A 15734-nucleotide genomic window follows, 5' to 3' on the forward strand; every position below is an offset into this window, starting at 1 on the left:
GATACTGCGCGCGGGTGATTTCAGTCCAGGCCATCTTGATCTCATCAGGTTATCGCAAACCCATGAATCATAATCCACTGAAATCACTCAACTCATTTTCGGTCAGACACTAACTTTGTATGCGTCATTATGTGCTGCTTTGACGGATAAACGCGGCTTTTGCTGGTCTTTTTTTGCACAAAATTTCGATAAACGCAGGTTTTTATCGGTTTTGCCCGAGTTCAGGATCGTTAAATGGCTTTAAAAACAGCCTTAAGGCTGGGCAAGACAGGTGGTGTGGACCCACGGCAAGCCGAGGGTCCACACCACACCCTTATTCGCGCAAACGCTCAACGGGGTCTTGTCCTGCGGAGCATCGGCTACCGCCGTAAAACGCTAGAAAAGATTTAGCCGCTAAAACTGAGACACTAAATCTCGCCCCCACTAAGGGCAAAAAATAGTCAATGAGCCGTCATGATCTTCAGTGTATGCGGATAGAATCACACATCACTTTTGATCTTCATCACAAGATGCTTTTATTATCGACATCCAACAAAACAATCAGGAGCACTCGATGAGGCCCGCCCCTAACCGCTGTCCTACACACCCAGGCGAAATACTGCGGGAAGACGTCCTTCCGGCCCTTGGCAAAACGAAAGGCGAAATTGCGGCGTTACTCGGTATTTCCCGTCAACACCTTCATGATGTTTTGTCAGAGAGCAAGCCGATCAGTCCCGTTGTTGCTGTTCGTATTGGCAAGCTCTGCGGCAATGGCCCCACCCTTTGGAACAGAATGCAATCGGCTTATGATGAATGGCATCATATAAATGCTGGAGATATCTAGTACTTCTGATGAAATTCACGATAAGGTCTTTCGCAACCCTAAACCGTTGAAAATTTAGCCGCTAAATCTCTGCCTCTCATTATATCAATGAACTGTGCCGTATAGTTCTGCATGCTCTGATTATGGGAAAAATGTTCTATCTAAAAACTTCAAACATGATCATCTATGAACACAAAATTATCCGGAAATATAAGCACTGTTATATGAAATAAACACTTCATAAATTATGGATCTAATTGGTCCGCTCATTAGCGGTTGAGGTAAACCTATAATTAAAAATATAAATCATATAAATAGATTATTCCATTTTTTTAAAATAATACCTTGATTGAAACAAAAAAGGCCGTCATAAACATGACGACCTTTTCCGTTGGAGTTCAGTGTTAGAAGCACTTAACCCCGACGAACCGCTGACAACCACTCAAGCGATCCGACATCTTGGTTAGTATAGTACCTAGGTTAAGCTGGTATTTCAACCATGGAACGGGCTGTTTGATACGGAGAAAATAAAATGTCATCAGAAAATTTATGCCGCAATAAGAATTTTATTTTTGATAGCAGCTCCAGATTTCTTTTCTGATCTACTATCTCCTTCCATGTATATATCTTTTTCCATACTAGTAAGGCTTACTAGATGAGGATGTTTTATTTTACTGAAAGAGATGCCGCTGCTCATCTTGGCATTTCCATCTCCACTTTACGACGAGAAAGATTAGATGGTCGCATTGGCTATCTAAAAATTCGTTTTCGTGTGCGCTACACACAAACTCATATTTCTGATTATTTGCTGAGAAATGAACGATGCCCGACCATATCTTCCGAATTGGGAAACACTTCCTTGGAAAACGCCCCAACTCGGATGCATGGTACGTGTGCTGGTATGACTCCCATACCAGACAGACAAAGCGAGCATCTCTTGGCACAACAGTTTTTCAGGAAGCCCAAATAAAGCTGGCTGCATTTGTCACTCAAAACGCCCATCGACGCAATGAACCAGCGGTGGACACGACAATTGCCTCCGTTTTTCTGCGGTATTATTCTCAGCATTCGCAGAGCACGCGCAGCTCTGGCCCGAACCGACGCGCTCTGGAGTTAGTACTTGACGCCATAACTCCTGGCCTTTGTGTCTCGGATTACACGCTCGTAGAGCAGAAACGCGTAGCGGCACATCTGCAAAAAAATGGCTTATCTACTGGTTACACTCGTAGAGTGATGGGTATCGCAGCAGCAGCTCTAAACTGGTCATGGAAAAATGGGGAGATAGACAAACAAATGCCAATTACCTTGCCCCCTGAAGGGGAAGGGAGGCAACGCATCATGACGATACAAGAAATGGCGCAACTATGGGATGCCGAAATGCCCCCACACATGCGGGTATTTGTCGCTTTACTGATTGGCACAGTCTCTCGACCAGAAGCGCTCTTACAGCTGACACGCGAGCAATGCGACCTTACTCATGGGATTATTGATCTCAATTCTCCCGGACGCGAACGGACCAAAAAACGACGGCCACGTGTACCAATGGCACATTTCCTTCGCCCAATCATTGAAGCGGCTGGACCAGGTTCCCTTATCACCTATCATGGCAAACCAATTGCCAAGATCAATAAAACTTGGCGGGCTGTGCGCCGTAATGCCGGACTACCAGAGGAGATTGTCCCCTACACAATTCGCCACACAATGGCGACCGAGCTTATAACCCGTGGGGTGCCTGCGATGGAGGTTGCGACCTTGCTGGGTCACTCCATGCCGAATCTCCGCACAACTGAACGCTATGTCCATGTCGGACCGGACTATCTTACCAACGCCAGAAGGGTTATTGACGAAATCGCAAGCGCCATCGACCGGGCTGCAACCCAGTCGATGGTAAATCTCAATATGCGTGCTATTCGCGTGCTAGACGATCATGCAGAAGGTAAGGAGCCAACTGCTGATGCCTCAGAAAACCTTGGTTTTCTGCCACTCTAGGAATGGTGGGCGCAACAGGGATTGAACCTGTGACCCCTACCATGTCAAGGTAGTGCTCTACCGCTGAGCTATGCGCCCATTCCTGATGTGTGTGGGCCTTTTATCCTCCTTGCCTTGCAAGCGCAAGCCCACAATAGTGGGAATATGAAAAATTTTGCGTCCTCTCTGTTTCCCCCCAGCTTGAAGCGTTTTTTTCAGCTTCAGCAGGAAACGCACAGGGAGAACACACCCGACAGGCAGGCCGCTCCAGCCCCGGTTCTGGTCTCCGGCACACCTGCTGCCGGCCCCGTTGTGCTGGCATCTCCCCATTCAGGGCATTTTTACCCCGAAGCCTTTGTGCGCATCGCCCGCCAACCGCTGGATATTCTTCGCAGTGGCGAAGATAGTTTCGTCGAAGAGCTTGCACAGGGGGCGCATAGTCTGGGCCCTCCGTTGCTTCAGGCCACTTTTCCCCGCGTGTTCTGCGATGTAAACCGCGCGGCATGGGACCTGGATAGCCGCATGTTCCACGGGGCCATTCCATCTTTTGTGGCGCCCTCCGACCGGGGGCTGGCGGGGCTGGGGTCCATCCCCCGCATTGTCGCCGACCGCCGCCCTATTTACAGGCAGCGTCTCCCTTTTATGGAAGCGGCCCTGCGCATACGCCATTACTGGATGCCCTACCACGCGGCTCTGGCCGATCTGCTGGAAGCAGCCCATGCGCAGCACGGTTTTTGCCTTCTGCTGGACCTGCACTCCATGCCCGATGCGCCACAGGCGGGCTCGCCCGACTTTGTGCTGGGGGACCGTTACGGCACATCCTGCACACAACGCCTGACCAACCTTGCAGAGCAGACCCTACAGGGACTGGGGTTTAAAACCGCTCGCAACCACCCTTACGCAGGCGGTTACATTACCCGCCATTACGGACGCCCCACCAACAACATGCATGCCCTGCAAATAGAAATGCGGCGCGGCCTGTATATGGACGAAACCACGCGCACCACACACGAAGGATTTGCTCCTCTGTCCGATGCGCTGAGTATTCTGGTCGAGCAGGTTCTGGCCCATTTTCCCAGCCAGAAAAACACAACGCACTTTTCTGGCTGACATGCCCGTTGCAGATATTGAAAACAGGTCCACTCCACCACATCTGTTGAACCATAACAGGCAGGGATGCACGACCACGACGTGTATGGCATATACTGCCCACAAGCAGATTTTATAGTAACTGACAGGACCAGCAGCATGACAGAAGCAGCCCCAAACGCCACGGCACATCCGGGAAGTGAAACGCGTGAATTCAGCGCGGAAGTCGGGCGGCTGCTCGATCTGGTTGTGCATTCGCTCTACTCCGAGCGTGAAATTTTTCTGCGCGAACTGGTCGCCAACTCAGCGGACGCCACCGACCGCCGCCGTTTTGAAGCCCTGACAGATGGCGCGCAGGCCCTGCCCGAAAACGCCAAAATCAGCATCAACCCTGACAAGGACGCCCGCCTGCTGACAATCAGCGATGACGGGTCGGGCATGAGCCGGGACGAACTGGTTGCCAACCTTGGCACCATTGCCCGCTCCGGCACCCGCGCCTTTGGCCAGAAGCTGGAAACAGCCAAACCCGAAGACCGCCCCAGCCTGATCGGCCAGTTTGGGGTTGGTTTTTACGCGGCCTTCATGGTGGCGGACAAAGTGGATGTCGTCTCCCGCCGGGCAGGATCTGATGAGGCATGGCGCTGGTCATCCGATGGTAAAGGGGCTTACACGCTAGAACCCGCAACGCGGGAAAAAGCAGGCACGGACATTACGCTGCACATCAAATCCGACGCGGATGAATTTCTGGACCCGTGGCGTTTGCAGGCCATTATTCGCAAATGGTCGGACCATATTGCATGGCCCGTTACCATTATGCGTGAGGGCAAGGAAGAAGCCGCAAACGAAGGTACGGCCCTGTGGCGCAAGTCCCGCAATGACGTAACGGAAGAACAGCTTGAGGAATTCTACCGCCATATAACCCACAACTTTGACAAACCGTGGGATACACTGCACTGGCGCGCGGAAGGCACAATGGAGTTTTCCGCCCTGCTGTTCATTCCCTCAACCCGCCCGTTCGAATTTGGCGAGCAGATGCGTGAGAGCAAGGTACGCCTGCATGTCCGCCGCATGTTCATTACCGACGATGCACAAATCCTGCCGCCATGGCTGCGTTTTGTCCAAGGTGTGGTGGATACGGAGGACCTGCCGCTCAATGTCTCGCGCGAGATGTTGCAGGCAACTCCCGTGCTGGCCCGCATCCGCAAAGCCGTGACCACCAAGGTCATGAATGAGCTGAAAACCCGCGCCAAGGAAGCAGAAAACTACGCCACCTTCTGGGACAGTTTTGGCCCCGTGTTCAAAGAAGGAATGTGGGACGACCCCACCTACAAAACCGATGTTGCAGCCCTGAGCCGCTTCCGTTCCAGCGCGGTGGAGGGCCTGACCTCTCTGGACGACTACATAACCCGCATGAAGCCGGAGCAGGACGCCATTTACTACGTAACGGGCGATAACGTGGACGTGCTGGGGGCTTCCCCCCAGATTGAAGGCTTCAAAGCCCGTGGGGTGGAAGTCCTGCTCCTGTCCGACCCGGTGGATTCCTTCTGGCCCGAACGCCTTGGCACGTATGAGGGTAAAAGCCTGCGCAATGTTGCTCAGGGCCTGAATGACCTTGAAAAATTTGGCGCACCCGAGGCCAATGCCGCCGAAAAAGCGGACATGGACGCATTGCTGCCAGCCCTGAAAACCGCATTGGGGGATGCTGTATCCGATATCCGCGCAACGGACCGTCTGGTCTCCAGCGCCATGGTTCTCAGCGCGCCAGAAGGCGGGCCGGACCTGCAACTACGCAAGCTCATGCAGCGCAGCGGGCAGGACATACCGGACGTAACACCTGTACTGGAACTTAACCCCGCGCACCCGATTATCCACACGCTGGCGCAAAAAGTGCAGGCTGGAGATACGATTGATGAACTGGCCCACATTTTACTTGATGTGGCCAGCATCCAGAATGGTGAAACACCCAAGGATGTTAACGCATTTTCTCACCGGATTATGAATTATCTGGCCGGTGGCGCGCTGACCACCAACGCACAGTAAACCCTAGGGTAACTCTCCTCACCTCAGGCAGAACCGAACGGCTGGAGTATCCCTCCAGCCGTTTTTCTTTCAGCGTTTTTCAGTCTGTTTTACAGCGTTCCACAACGCATCCAGCTTATCCACGCTCTGATCTTGCATACTCAGTCCGTCCTGAGCCAGACGGACTTCCACCGCCTCGAACCGGCGGGTGAACTTGTCACATGCCTGACGCAGACAGGCCTCGGGGTCCAGCTTCAGGCGACGCGCAAGACTGGCGACGGAAAACAGGACATCGCCCAGTTCGTCACACATTTTCTCACGATCGCCTTTTTGCATCTCCACCGAAAACTCTTCTATTTCCTCATGCACTTTCGCCAGAACACCTTCAACATCTGGCCAGTCAAACCCAACCCGCGCCGCGCGGGACGCCAATTTGGAGGCCCGGAGCAAAGCTGGCAGAACAGGTGGCACACCCGCCAGCGCGCCGGGGCGTGGCACGTCCACTCCCCCCACCTGCGCCAAGCGCTTGCGCTCCTGCTCCTTAATGGCCTCCCATTGCCCCGGCATGGCGCTGGCCGATGCACTGGGCCCAGCGGAAGAGGGTTGTCTGACCTCCCCCAGAACATCCTTGCCAAAAGTCACATGCGGGTGCCTGCGGATCATTTTTTCCGTCACAATCCGGGCAACATCGGCAAAGGCAAAGCGCCCCTGCTCCTCCGCCAGTTGGGCCTGATAGACAACCTGCAACAAAAGATCGCCCAATTCATCGGGGAAAGCCTGCCAGTCCTGCCGCTCAATAGCGTCCAGCACCTCATAGGCTTCTTCTATGGCATAGGGGGCTATGGTCTGGTGCGTTTGCTCCCTATCCCACGGGCAACCTTCCTCCGGATCGCGCAAACGCGCCATAAGAGCCAGCAGACGCTCAAGGTTTTGCGCGGCATTCTGCCTGTTCTGCGCCAAAGCCGTGGCGGAGGCTGCGGTGGGGGGGGCTATATTGGTCATGGTATTTGCCTGTTCTGGTGGCCGGTCACGCGGGTGCGGGGTCTTTATGTGTTAAACATTGTGCCATAATCCTGTACCGCGTCTATGCGCCTGCGGGCATAAAGCCTAACCTACCGCCAGAATCAGAAGAGGAAGGCATGACACAGAAACCCGTTATCTTTATTGATGGCGAAGCAGGCACGACCGGGCTGGAAATCCGCGAGCGGCTTTCGGCCCTGCCTGTTACGCTGTTTTCAATCGACCCTGCCCGGCGCAAGGACCCGGTCGCCCGCAAGGACGCCATGGCCGCGGCCGATCTGGTCGTTCTGTGCCTACCCGACGATGCCTCCCGCGAGGCGGTGGACATGGCCGCAACACTGGGTGATGCCACCCCCCGCCTATTGGATGCCAGTACGGCCTTCCGCACCGATCCCACATGGGTTTATGGCTTTCCGGAACTGGCCAAAGGGCAGGACCGGGCCATTGCCAGCGCCCTGCGCGTGTCCAACCCCGGGTGCTACCCGACCGGTGCGATCGCCCTGCTCCGCCCGTTAATTGATGCAGGCGTTCTGGATGCCCGATACCCCGTGTGCATTAACGCGGTGAGTGGCTACACAGGGGGTGGGCGCAGCATGATCGAAGCGCATGAACGCGAAGGCGGGCCTGCGTTTGAACTGTATGGCCTGAGCCTTGAGCACAAACATGTGCCCGAAATTCACCAACATGCAGGCCTTGCGCGCCGCCCGGTTTTTGTACCCTCGGTCGGACATTTTGCCCGTGGGATGATCGTCTCCATCCCTCTGCACCTTGATGACCTGCAAGGCCACATTACCGGGAGTGATTTGCACACCATTCTGCAAGACCACTATGCCGGACAGGAGCATGTGCGGGTTATGCCGCACGAGCCCAAACTCTCTGCCGAAGCCCTGGCAGGGAGCGACAGAATGGAACTGCGCGTGCATGCCACAGCGCAGACCAGACAAGCCCTGCTGAGTGCCCGCCTGGATAATCTGGGCAAGGGTGCCTCGGGCGCTGCATTGCAGAACATCAGCCTGATGCTGAGTTTGAACGACGCCTGATAACAGGTTAAATTTTGAAAGGTTTTGATATCATGAGCAATCGAGTTGCTATTGTAACCGGCGGTAGCCGGGGCATTGGAGCCGCCATTGCAGAAGCTCTGGCAAAAGACGGATATGATATTGCCATTTCCTATTCCAGCAGTTCGGGTGCTGCGGAAAAAGTTGCTGAAAAAATCCGTGGTCTTGGGCGCAAGGCGTTGACCATCAAGGCTAACGGCGCATCGGTCGAAGGCAACCGCGAAGTTATTGCCGAAACCATGATCGCTTTTGGCCGGATTGACGCGCTGGTCTGCAACGCAGGCACCTACCCCTACGGCCCGATTGACGAAATGACGGTCGCCCAGATTGAAAACATTCTGAACCTGAACGTGCGGGCCGTTATGGTGGAAACCATGGAAGCCGTAAAACACATGAAGGACGGCGGGCGGATCATCTACATTGGTTCCGCTTTTGGCGCACGGGCTCCCTTCCCCGGCATTTCGCTCTATGCCGCCACCAAGGCCGCCCTGCGTGGTTTTGCCAAAGGCGTTGCGCGTGATCTGGGCAGCCGAGGCATTACGGCCAACGTGATCGAACCCGGCCCGATCCATACGGATATGAACCCCGAAGATGGTGAAGGTGCAGCCCTGATCAGCAGCTTTGTGGCAACAGGCACTTACGGCACGGTGGATGACATTGCCGCCATGGCGGCTTTTTTGGCCAGCCCCAAAGCCTCTTACATTACCGGTGCAGCCCTGCCTGTTGATGGCGGTCTGGAAGCCTGAAGCTGACCATTATTCCTCAGACCCTTTGAAGGAATAATGCTTTTAAAAACCCCCGGTCATGTTCAGAACATGACCGGGGGTTTTTATGTACGCACAAGACAAAACAGCCTGCATACCAGTGGCATGCAGGCTGTTCCTTTGTGAGACTTCCCTGACGTTAGAATTACAGGCTAGGGAAACATCTTCTTTATAACAGAAAAAGCTATAATATAAAACGATAAATACAAAAACGGCACAAAAAATATAATTGCTTCCAGATCCCCCATCATGCTCAGAACTCCCCTTCTGGCGTATACTGTTCTACCTGTGCATCAAACAGAACGGCTCCTGCGGCTGCGACCAGAATAATCATGACCGTGCCAACCGCCCACGCAAAGTACCACGGCCCCTGATCCCCTACAAAAACAGCAAACAGAAGGGCCACCACCAGAGCCAGACCCAGCCCCGCAAAACGCAGCAATATGATCATATGCTCTCTCCTTTTCAGTAACTATGCGTATCTTTGATGATGTCCGCCGTATGTACTTTTCCACGCATCACGTAATAGCACCACGATGTGTAACATAGGATAAGCGGCACAAAGATCGTGGCCACGGCCAGCATACAGGTCAGGCCGTACTGGCTGGCGGAACTGTTCCATATTGTCAGGCTCTGATCCGGCCGTGTTGTGGATGGCATAAAAAACGGGAACATGGAGGCAGCAACCGTGCCAATGGTGCCGACCCATGCGCCAAGCCCCGTCCACCACGCCACGCGGGGCCTATTGGCCAGAACAAGGGCCACGCCTGCAAGCATGGACACAACACCCATTACTGGCAGAAGCCATAAGGCGGGATGGGCTGCATAGTTATTCAACCATGCTCCCACCTGCATGCTTACGTGTTGTCCTTGCATGGGGTTTGCTGGCATGGCGGGATCGCCCTGCTCCAGCACAAAACCCCGGATACCCCGGACCCATACGCCACCGGCCAGAAACAGAACAACGGCCAGAACGCCTGCACGGCTGGCATAGCGCCGCGCACGGTCATGAATAGGGTTGTCCGAACGGATCATAAGCATGACACCCCCTTGCATAACACTCAGGCTGACAGCCATGAGGCCACACAGAATGGCAAAGGGGTTCAGCAGATAAGCAAGGAACGAGCCATCCTGAAAATACTGCCCGGTCCAGTTAAAATGGTAACCCACACCTTGCAGAATATTACCAAAGGCTGCGCCATACACAAACATGGGTAAAAAGCCCGAAAGCAGAAAAACCCAGTCCCAACTGGCGCGCCACAGACGGGCATCCACCTTGGAGCGGTATTCAAACGCCACTGGCCGCAGGATCATGCTGAACAGCAGCAGGATCATAACCACATAAAACACGGAAAAGGATGTGGCATACAGGGTAGGAAACGCAGCAAAAATTGCACCGCCCCCCAGAATAAACCAGACCTGATTACCATCCCAATGCGGGCCGATAATGTTGAGTGCCGTGCGGCGCTCACCATCTGTCCGCCCCACAAAGCGAAGCAGGGTGCCTACCCCCATATCCATACCGACCATCAGGCCAAGCCCGATCAGCAACACACACAAAAGGCCAGCCCAAACAAGCTTGAGAACAACGTAAATATCCATGATGCTAGAGCCTCCTTAGTGCGCCACAACGGACAGGTGCGCGGGGTCTGCATGGTCATCATGCGGAGCATGCGCCTCCGGCCCCAGTCGGGCGAACTTGAACATCAGATAAAGTTCGACCGCGATAAATATGCTGTAAAGCACAGTAAACCCGGCCAGCGAGAACAGCATGTAGGACACGCCATGCGTGGAAGCGGACATGAAGGTTGGCAGGCGGTCAAACACGGTCCATGGCTGCCGACCGGCCTCGGCCGTAATCCAGCCAAACTCAGTGGCCAGAACCGGCAGGGGAATGGACCACATACACAGTTTGAGGAACAGGCGGTTACGCTCCAGTTGGTTCTTCAGGCTCAGGTAGGAGGCCATTGCGAACAGCACGAAAAAGAACATTCCCAAAAATACCATAAGGCGGAACGACCAGAATGTTACAAAAACATTTGGCAGAATATCGGGTTTTGTCTGCTCAATAACATTCTGGAGCTGCTCGGGCTCTATGGCGGTTACGTCCTGATTGGGCGCATGGCGGGTCGCCAGCAGGCCAAAACCCATATCATCCTGATGGGCACGGAAGAGCTCCAGATCAGCGGCCTGATGGTTTTCCTCGTAGCGCCGCAAAGCGCTAACGGCTGTAATGCCAGAGGCAATACGGGGAGCGGCGGCCTCTTCCAGTTCGATCATGCCGGTAATGGGGGTGTCAAAGCTGTGCGTAATCAGGGGAGTGAGCACAAAGGGTACCCCAATTTCATACGAACTTTCCTGCTTTGCATCATTGGGCAGGGCGGCCACAATCCATGGCTCATATGGGGGTTTACTTGTGTGCCACAGCCCCTCTATGGCCGCGATCTTGGTTGGCTGGTGCTCATAGTCCAGCCGCCCCAGCACATCGCCCAGCGTAATAACCGCAACGGTAGAAAAAATACCAAACAGGGCGGCCATACGGAATGATCGCGCGGCAAACTCTCGGTGCTGTTTGCGCAACAGGTAGAACGCACTAATCCCCATGACAAACATGGACGCGGCCACATACCCTGCAACCGATGTATGCACAAACTTGGCCTGCGCATCGGGGTTGAAAACAACGCCGACAAAACTATCAAACGTCATACGCAGGGTTTCTGGGTCAAAGTGCGCACCGTTGGGCATGTTCATGCTGGCATTGGCGACCAGAATCCACAAGGCAGACAGGTTGGAACCAAGTGCAACCAGATAGGTAATGGCCAGATGCCCGGGCTTACTCAGACGGTCCCAACCAAAAAACATAAGCCCCACAAAGGTAGATTCCATAAAGAACGCCATAAGCCCCTCTATGGCCAGAGGTGTTCCAAACATATCGCCAAAAAAGCGGGAATACATGGACCAATTGGTGCCGAACTCAAACTCCATGGTCAGGCCTGTTGCCACGCCCAGAGCAAAGTTTATGCCAAACAGCTTACCCCAGAACAGGGCCATATCCTTGTAGATCTGCTTGCCGGTCACAACGTACACCGTTTCCATGGCGGCCAGCATAAAGGTCAGTCCCAACGTCAGGGGGACAAACATGAAGTGGTAAAGAGCCGTCAACGCAAACTGAAAGCGTGAAAGGTCAACGACCGCAGGATTAATCAAGTCCATTTTCTTAACCTTATTACAGAATAAAAGTGTTTTTCACTTTCAGTTCTTCATGTCGCTCCCTCCTCCGGGGCGAAAACAGGCATCCTCTACCCTGACAACCCTGTGCATGAACGGCAGCACCGCCTGACGGTGGGTCATACACAAAATGGTTGTCCGGGTGCCACGCCGCACCAACGCTGCCATAAGGGCCTGTTCAAGAGGGGCATCCAGTCCTTCGGTTGGTTCATCCAGAACCAGCCATGGGGTTCCGCGCAACAGAGCCTGAGCCACGGCCACCCTGCGCGCCTGCCCACCAGAAAGACGCAGACCGTCATTACCAACCCATGTTTGCAAACCTTGTGGTAAAGACTGAATAAATTTTGTCAGTTGTGCTGCCTCCAACACATCCGCAAGTTCCTGATCTGTTGCCTGGGGTGCCGCGAGCAGCAGGTTGTCGCGCAATGTGCCTGCGAACAGATGAAAGTCCTGTGTGGCAACACTAATAAATGCCGCCATGTCTTCCGCCCGCAACGTGCTTACGTCCACGCCGCCAAAACATATGCAGCCACTATGGGGCGCATAAAAACCAAACAGCAGGTTGATCAGGCTGCTTTTACCAATACCGGATGGCCCGACCAGCGCCACATGTTCCCCCTGCCGGATGGTCAGGCTAGCGTTTTGAAAAACAGGCGTAATGGTGTTGGGGTATGCAAAACTAATCCCCTGCACTTCCAGATCATACGGTGCATGTGGCTTGTGTGCCTCCCCCACCACAGCAACAGGAGCAGGAGCAGGAGCAGGAGCGCTTGATGTCTCCAGCCGCGTAAGCGCAAACCTTGCCTCTGCCCCAGCCTGTCGCGCCATAGGCAGCGGCACCGCCACATCAAACGCAGCCAGAACTCCCAGCACTAGCATGGGAATTTCCGCAACATGCAATTGCCCGGCCTGACAGGCGCTGGCGGCCAGAACCAGCACACCCAGAACCGTTACAAATGTTATCATACCTATCAGGCCACGCGCGGCACTTTCCAGTGCATCGAGCTTCCAGCGGGCACCATCCACAACCGCCTGCTGGGCATGCCAGTGTCTGGTCCGGCTTCTGGCTCCATCCCACAGCAGGTATTCCCCCATATTCTGGAGTGTTTGTGCCAGTTCCACCTGAACATAACTTTGCTTTTCCGCGGCCAGGCGCACCAGCCGGTCCATGGCGGGGCCGACCACTAACGGCACCAGCACACCACCGAGCAGCAACCCTACGGCCAGAGCGAGCGCTGCGGAGAGCAGAACACAGGCGAACACCCCAACAAAAACCACACTACAGAGCAGTGCCCGGCAAAAAGGGAGAGCCACATCCGTATAATACGCAGCAACCCGGTCTGTATCCGAGACAAAACGCCCCAGCAGATCTCCCCCCTGCATACTGGTCAGCCCGGCAGGAGCAAGTGGCGCAAGGCGCGCATAAACCCACCCACGTAAACGCCCCCCCAGACGGAGCGCACCATCATGCGCCACGACCCGCTCCAGATACCGGGCCAAAATGCGCACCAGAGCAAAAAAACGCACCCCCGTTGCTGGCAGCATAATATTGAACGCTCGCGCGGCAGCCTGTCCCCCAAGCCCCGCAACGGCCGCTCCGGCCAACAGCCATCCCGACAGTACAAGCAGACCAAAGCTTGCCAGAGCCGCAGCACTGGCAAGCCCCACACCAAGGGCCAGGCGCCAGCGCAAGCCCTCCGCAAGGCGGAAAAACCCGCGCGCACCGTTCAACACGTGGGTGCCACCCAAAGGATTTTGTGGCATGGTCATGCTACGGTCTCCTTTTGTGTGGGCAGCATTTCCACCGTGCCGTCAGCCACATGCACCAGCACATCGGCCAGAGCAGCCAATGCCTGCCTGTGGGTTGCGACCACAACAATGCGCCCCACAGCACAACGACGGATGGCATTGGCCACATGCATGGCACTGGCCACGTCCAGACCAGCCGTGGGCTCATCGAGCACCAGAACATCCGGGTTTTGTAGTAGTGCCCGCGCCAGAGCCAGACGGCGCACCTGCCCACCAGACAGGCTGCTACCCCGCTCGCCTATATGCGTATCAAACCCGCAAGGCAGCGCCTCGATAAAACCTAGCGCATCGGCTGTTTCCGCAGCCTGCCGCAACTTCTGGTCATCCACTCCGGGCATGCCAAGCCGCAGGTTGTCCGCTACGGTTCCAAAAACCATAAGCGGGCGTTGTGGAACCCAGGCCATGCGCAGGCAGTCCAGCGGTATGGACCGCCCGGATGCATCGCAAGCGTCCAGCCTGCCAGCCGTCGGCTGCAAAAAACCCAATAGGGTATTGAGCAGTGTGGTTTTACCCGCACCACTTACCCCGGTTACGACCGTTAGGCGGTTCCGGGTAAAATGGCAGGTTACATCCTGCAAAATGGGGGTACCGTCGGGGCTATGCACGTCCAACCCTGTGCAGGTCAGGCTCTGGGCCACACCACCTGCATATGCCGTTTGTGCACCATAGCGCCGCGCCAGAGCGGGCAAGGCAAACAAGGTGCCCATACGGTCCATGGCGGCACGCGCATTCTGCCGGGCATGATAGCTGGCGGAGAATGTGCGCAAGGGCATGAAATACTCTGGAGCAAGTAGCAGCACCAGAAAAGCAGACCGAAAATCCGCCGTACCCGCCAGCAGGCGTGAGCCAAAAACAACTGCAACCAGCGCAATGGAAAGGCTGGAGAAAAACTCCAGTGCCGCAGAGGTCAGGAACGCCACCTTCATAACAGACAAGGTTGTCCGCCCATGCGCGTCCGCCAGATAGGCAATACGGTCCAGGCTATCTTGCGTACGACCGAACAGCCGCAGTGTTTTCAGCCCCCGCAACGCATCCAGAAAACTGCCGCCAAGCAGGGACAGTTCACGCCACCGCCGCTCCATAACAGCCTGAGCACCATAGCCCACAAAAGCCATAAATACCGGCACAAGCGGGCCGGTACATGCCAGAACAAAAAAGCTCCATCCATCCACCCCCGCCACCACTGCCAGAATAAGCAGCGGCAGAACCACCATCATGGCGGCAGAGGGCACATATCGGGCAAAATAGGGCACAAGCGCCTGCGCACCCTCCGTAACGGTGGTGACGACCTCCCCCGCTGGTACACCAGCGCAGACTACCGGCCCCGCAGCAAACAGATGCGCCAGCAGTTGCCACTGAACATGGCGGGCAACCCGCAACCCGGCCCGTGTGCCCAGAATGTCGGATGCAAAACGCGCCCCCACCTGCCCCACAAGGCAGGCAAGGATAAGCCCAAACGTATGCCTTTGCGCAGTCAGCCCAGCCCCATGAAAAGCCATGTCATCCACCACATGGGCCAGAAGAATAAACTGGCACACCAGCAGAACAGCCGACACACCCCCCGCCACCACGGAACCAAGCAACCAGCCACGCGCAATGCGGGCCAATCCCTTGGTCATATCTACGCCGTGAGGTTGGGCGGATGTGGATTCCATGATCCCTATACTTACATTATTTAATTAATAATTATGTTTAATTATATTTTCATGTAAGTTTCGTCAAGAGAGATATGATGTTAAGAATTTTCTCAACATCAGAAATCACATGTAAATGCAAAAATAAATTTGCACATACTTGATATTATTTTCACAATTTCATTTATAAATTATTAAAATTGTCTATTTTTGCGAATGAAATAATTTTATATTGATTGTTTTTTCTGTTTATATTTAAGTTATTCTAACATTTGAATTTTATTTTTCCATATTCCTTTATGTTTTTCCTAACTTTTAAATCAATATCTCTTTTACACCAATC

General features: G+C 54.5%; 13 protein-coding genes and 1 tRNA gene. 6 read left to right on the forward strand and 8 right to left on the reverse strand.

Annotation, left to right across the window (positions count from 1 at the left end):
- Positions 1 to 553 precede the first annotated feature (553 nt).
- Positions 554 to 823 carry a HigA family addiction module antitoxin gene (locus GOB86_RS03455; protein ID WP_165990993.1) on the forward strand — a complete coding sequence of 90 codons (270 nt, stop codon included), beginning with the start codon at positions 554 to 556 and terminating at the stop codon, positions 821 to 823.
- Between the two features lie 526 nt (positions 824 to 1349).
- On the opposite strand, the gene GOB86_RS03460 is transcribed toward GOB86_RS03455, so the two are convergent.
- Positions 1350 to 1499: a hypothetical protein gene (locus GOB86_RS03460; RefSeq protein ID WP_165990994.1), complete on the reverse strand. Its 150-nt coding sequence runs from the start codon at positions 1497 to 1499 to the stop codon at positions 1350 to 1352.
- 125 nt (positions 1500 to 1624) lie between these two features.
- Between GOB86_RS03460 and GOB86_RS03465 the strand changes: the two genes are divergently transcribed.
- Positions 1625 to 2791: a tyrosine-type recombinase/integrase gene (locus GOB86_RS03465; protein ID WP_165990995.1), complete on the forward strand. Its 1167-nt coding sequence runs from the start codon at positions 1625 to 1627 to the stop codon at positions 2789 to 2791.
- Between the two features lie 3 nt (positions 2792 to 2794).
- Here GOB86_RS03465 and GOB86_RS03470 read toward each other — a convergent pair.
- Positions 2795 to 2869: transfer RNA gene (locus GOB86_RS03470), tRNA-Val, on the reverse strand.
- 66 nt (positions 2870 to 2935) lie between these two features.
- Here GOB86_RS03470 and GOB86_RS03475 point away from each other — a divergent pair.
- Together GOB86_RS03475 and htpG are read left to right on the forward strand one after the other, a co-directional pair.
- Positions 2936 to 3880 carry an N-formylglutamate amidohydrolase gene (locus GOB86_RS03475; protein ID WP_165990996.1) on the forward strand — a complete coding sequence of 315 codons (945 nt, stop codon included), beginning with the start codon at positions 2936 to 2938 and terminating at the stop codon, positions 3878 to 3880.
- Positions 3881 to 4018: 138 nt separating this feature from the next.
- Positions 4019 to 5899: a molecular chaperone HtpG gene (gene htpG / locus GOB86_RS03480; protein ID WP_165990997.1), complete on the forward strand. Its 1881-nt coding sequence runs from the start codon at positions 4019 to 4021 to the stop codon at positions 5897 to 5899.
- A 69-nt stretch (positions 5900 to 5968) separates the two neighbouring features.
- Here htpG and mazG read toward each other — a convergent pair whose 3' ends face one another.
- Positions 5969 to 6880: a nucleoside triphosphate pyrophosphohydrolase gene (gene mazG, locus GOB86_RS03485; RefSeq protein ID WP_165990998.1), complete on the reverse strand. Its 912-nt coding sequence runs from the start codon at positions 6878 to 6880 to the stop codon at positions 5969 to 5971.
- A gap of 137 nt (positions 6881 to 7017) precedes the next feature.
- On the opposite strand from mazG, the gene argC reads away from it, so the two are divergent.
- Both argC and GOB86_RS03495 read left to right on the forward strand, forming a co-directional pair.
- Positions 7018 to 7938 carry an N-acetyl-gamma-glutamyl-phosphate reductase gene (argC, locus tag GOB86_RS03490; RefSeq protein WP_165990999.1) on the forward strand — a complete coding sequence of 307 codons (921 nt, stop codon included), beginning with the start codon at positions 7018 to 7020 and terminating at the stop codon, positions 7936 to 7938.
- A gap of 32 nt (positions 7939 to 7970) precedes the next feature.
- Positions 7971 to 8702 (forward strand): SDR family NAD(P)-dependent oxidoreductase, encoded by a 732-nt coding sequence (locus GOB86_RS03495; protein ID WP_165991000.1) that lies wholly within the window; start codon positions 7971 to 7973, stop codon positions 8700 to 8702.
- A gap of 271 nt (positions 8703 to 8973) precedes the next feature.
- On the opposite strand, the gene GOB86_RS03500 is transcribed toward GOB86_RS03495, so the two are convergent.
- From GOB86_RS03500 to cydD, 5 genes are read right to left on the reverse strand one after another with little or no spacing between them, the layout of a single operon-like run.
- On the reverse strand, positions 8974 to 9171 hold the full coding sequence (locus GOB86_RS03500) for a hypothetical protein (RefSeq protein WP_165991001.1): 198 nt from the start codon (positions 9169 to 9171) through the stop codon (positions 8974 to 8976).
- A gap of 14 nt (positions 9172 to 9185) precedes the next feature.
- Positions 9186 to 10322 (reverse strand): cytochrome d ubiquinol oxidase subunit II, encoded by a 1137-nt coding sequence (gene cydB / locus GOB86_RS03505; protein ID WP_165991002.1) that lies wholly within the window; start codon positions 10320 to 10322, stop codon positions 9186 to 9188.
- Between the two features lie 15 nt (positions 10323 to 10337).
- Positions 10338 to 11933: a cytochrome ubiquinol oxidase subunit I gene (locus GOB86_RS03510; protein ID WP_165991003.1), complete on the reverse strand. Its 1596-nt coding sequence runs from the start codon at positions 11931 to 11933 to the stop codon at positions 10338 to 10340.
- A 39-nt stretch (positions 11934 to 11972) separates the two neighbouring features.
- Positions 11973 to 13718, reverse strand: a complete 1746-nt coding sequence (gene cydC / locus GOB86_RS03515) for a thiol reductant ABC exporter subunit CydC (RefSeq protein WP_242012483.1) — start codon at positions 13716 to 13718, stop codon at positions 11973 to 11975.
- The gene (cydD, locus tag GOB86_RS03520) at positions 13715 to 15376 is read right to left on the reverse strand and encodes a thiol reductant ABC exporter subunit CydD (protein ID WP_165991004.1); all 1662 of its coding nucleotides are present in this window, start codon (positions 15374 to 15376) and stop codon (positions 13715 to 13717) included. Before cydD ends, cydC begins: the two co-directional genes overlap by 4 nt.
- Between the last annotated feature and the right edge of the window lie 358 nt (positions 15377 to 15734).

This window comes from Acetobacter lambici (genome assembly GCF_011516885.1).
GTDB classification, from domain to species: Bacteria; Pseudomonadota; Alphaproteobacteria; order Acetobacterales; family Acetobacteraceae; genus Acetobacter; species Acetobacter lambici.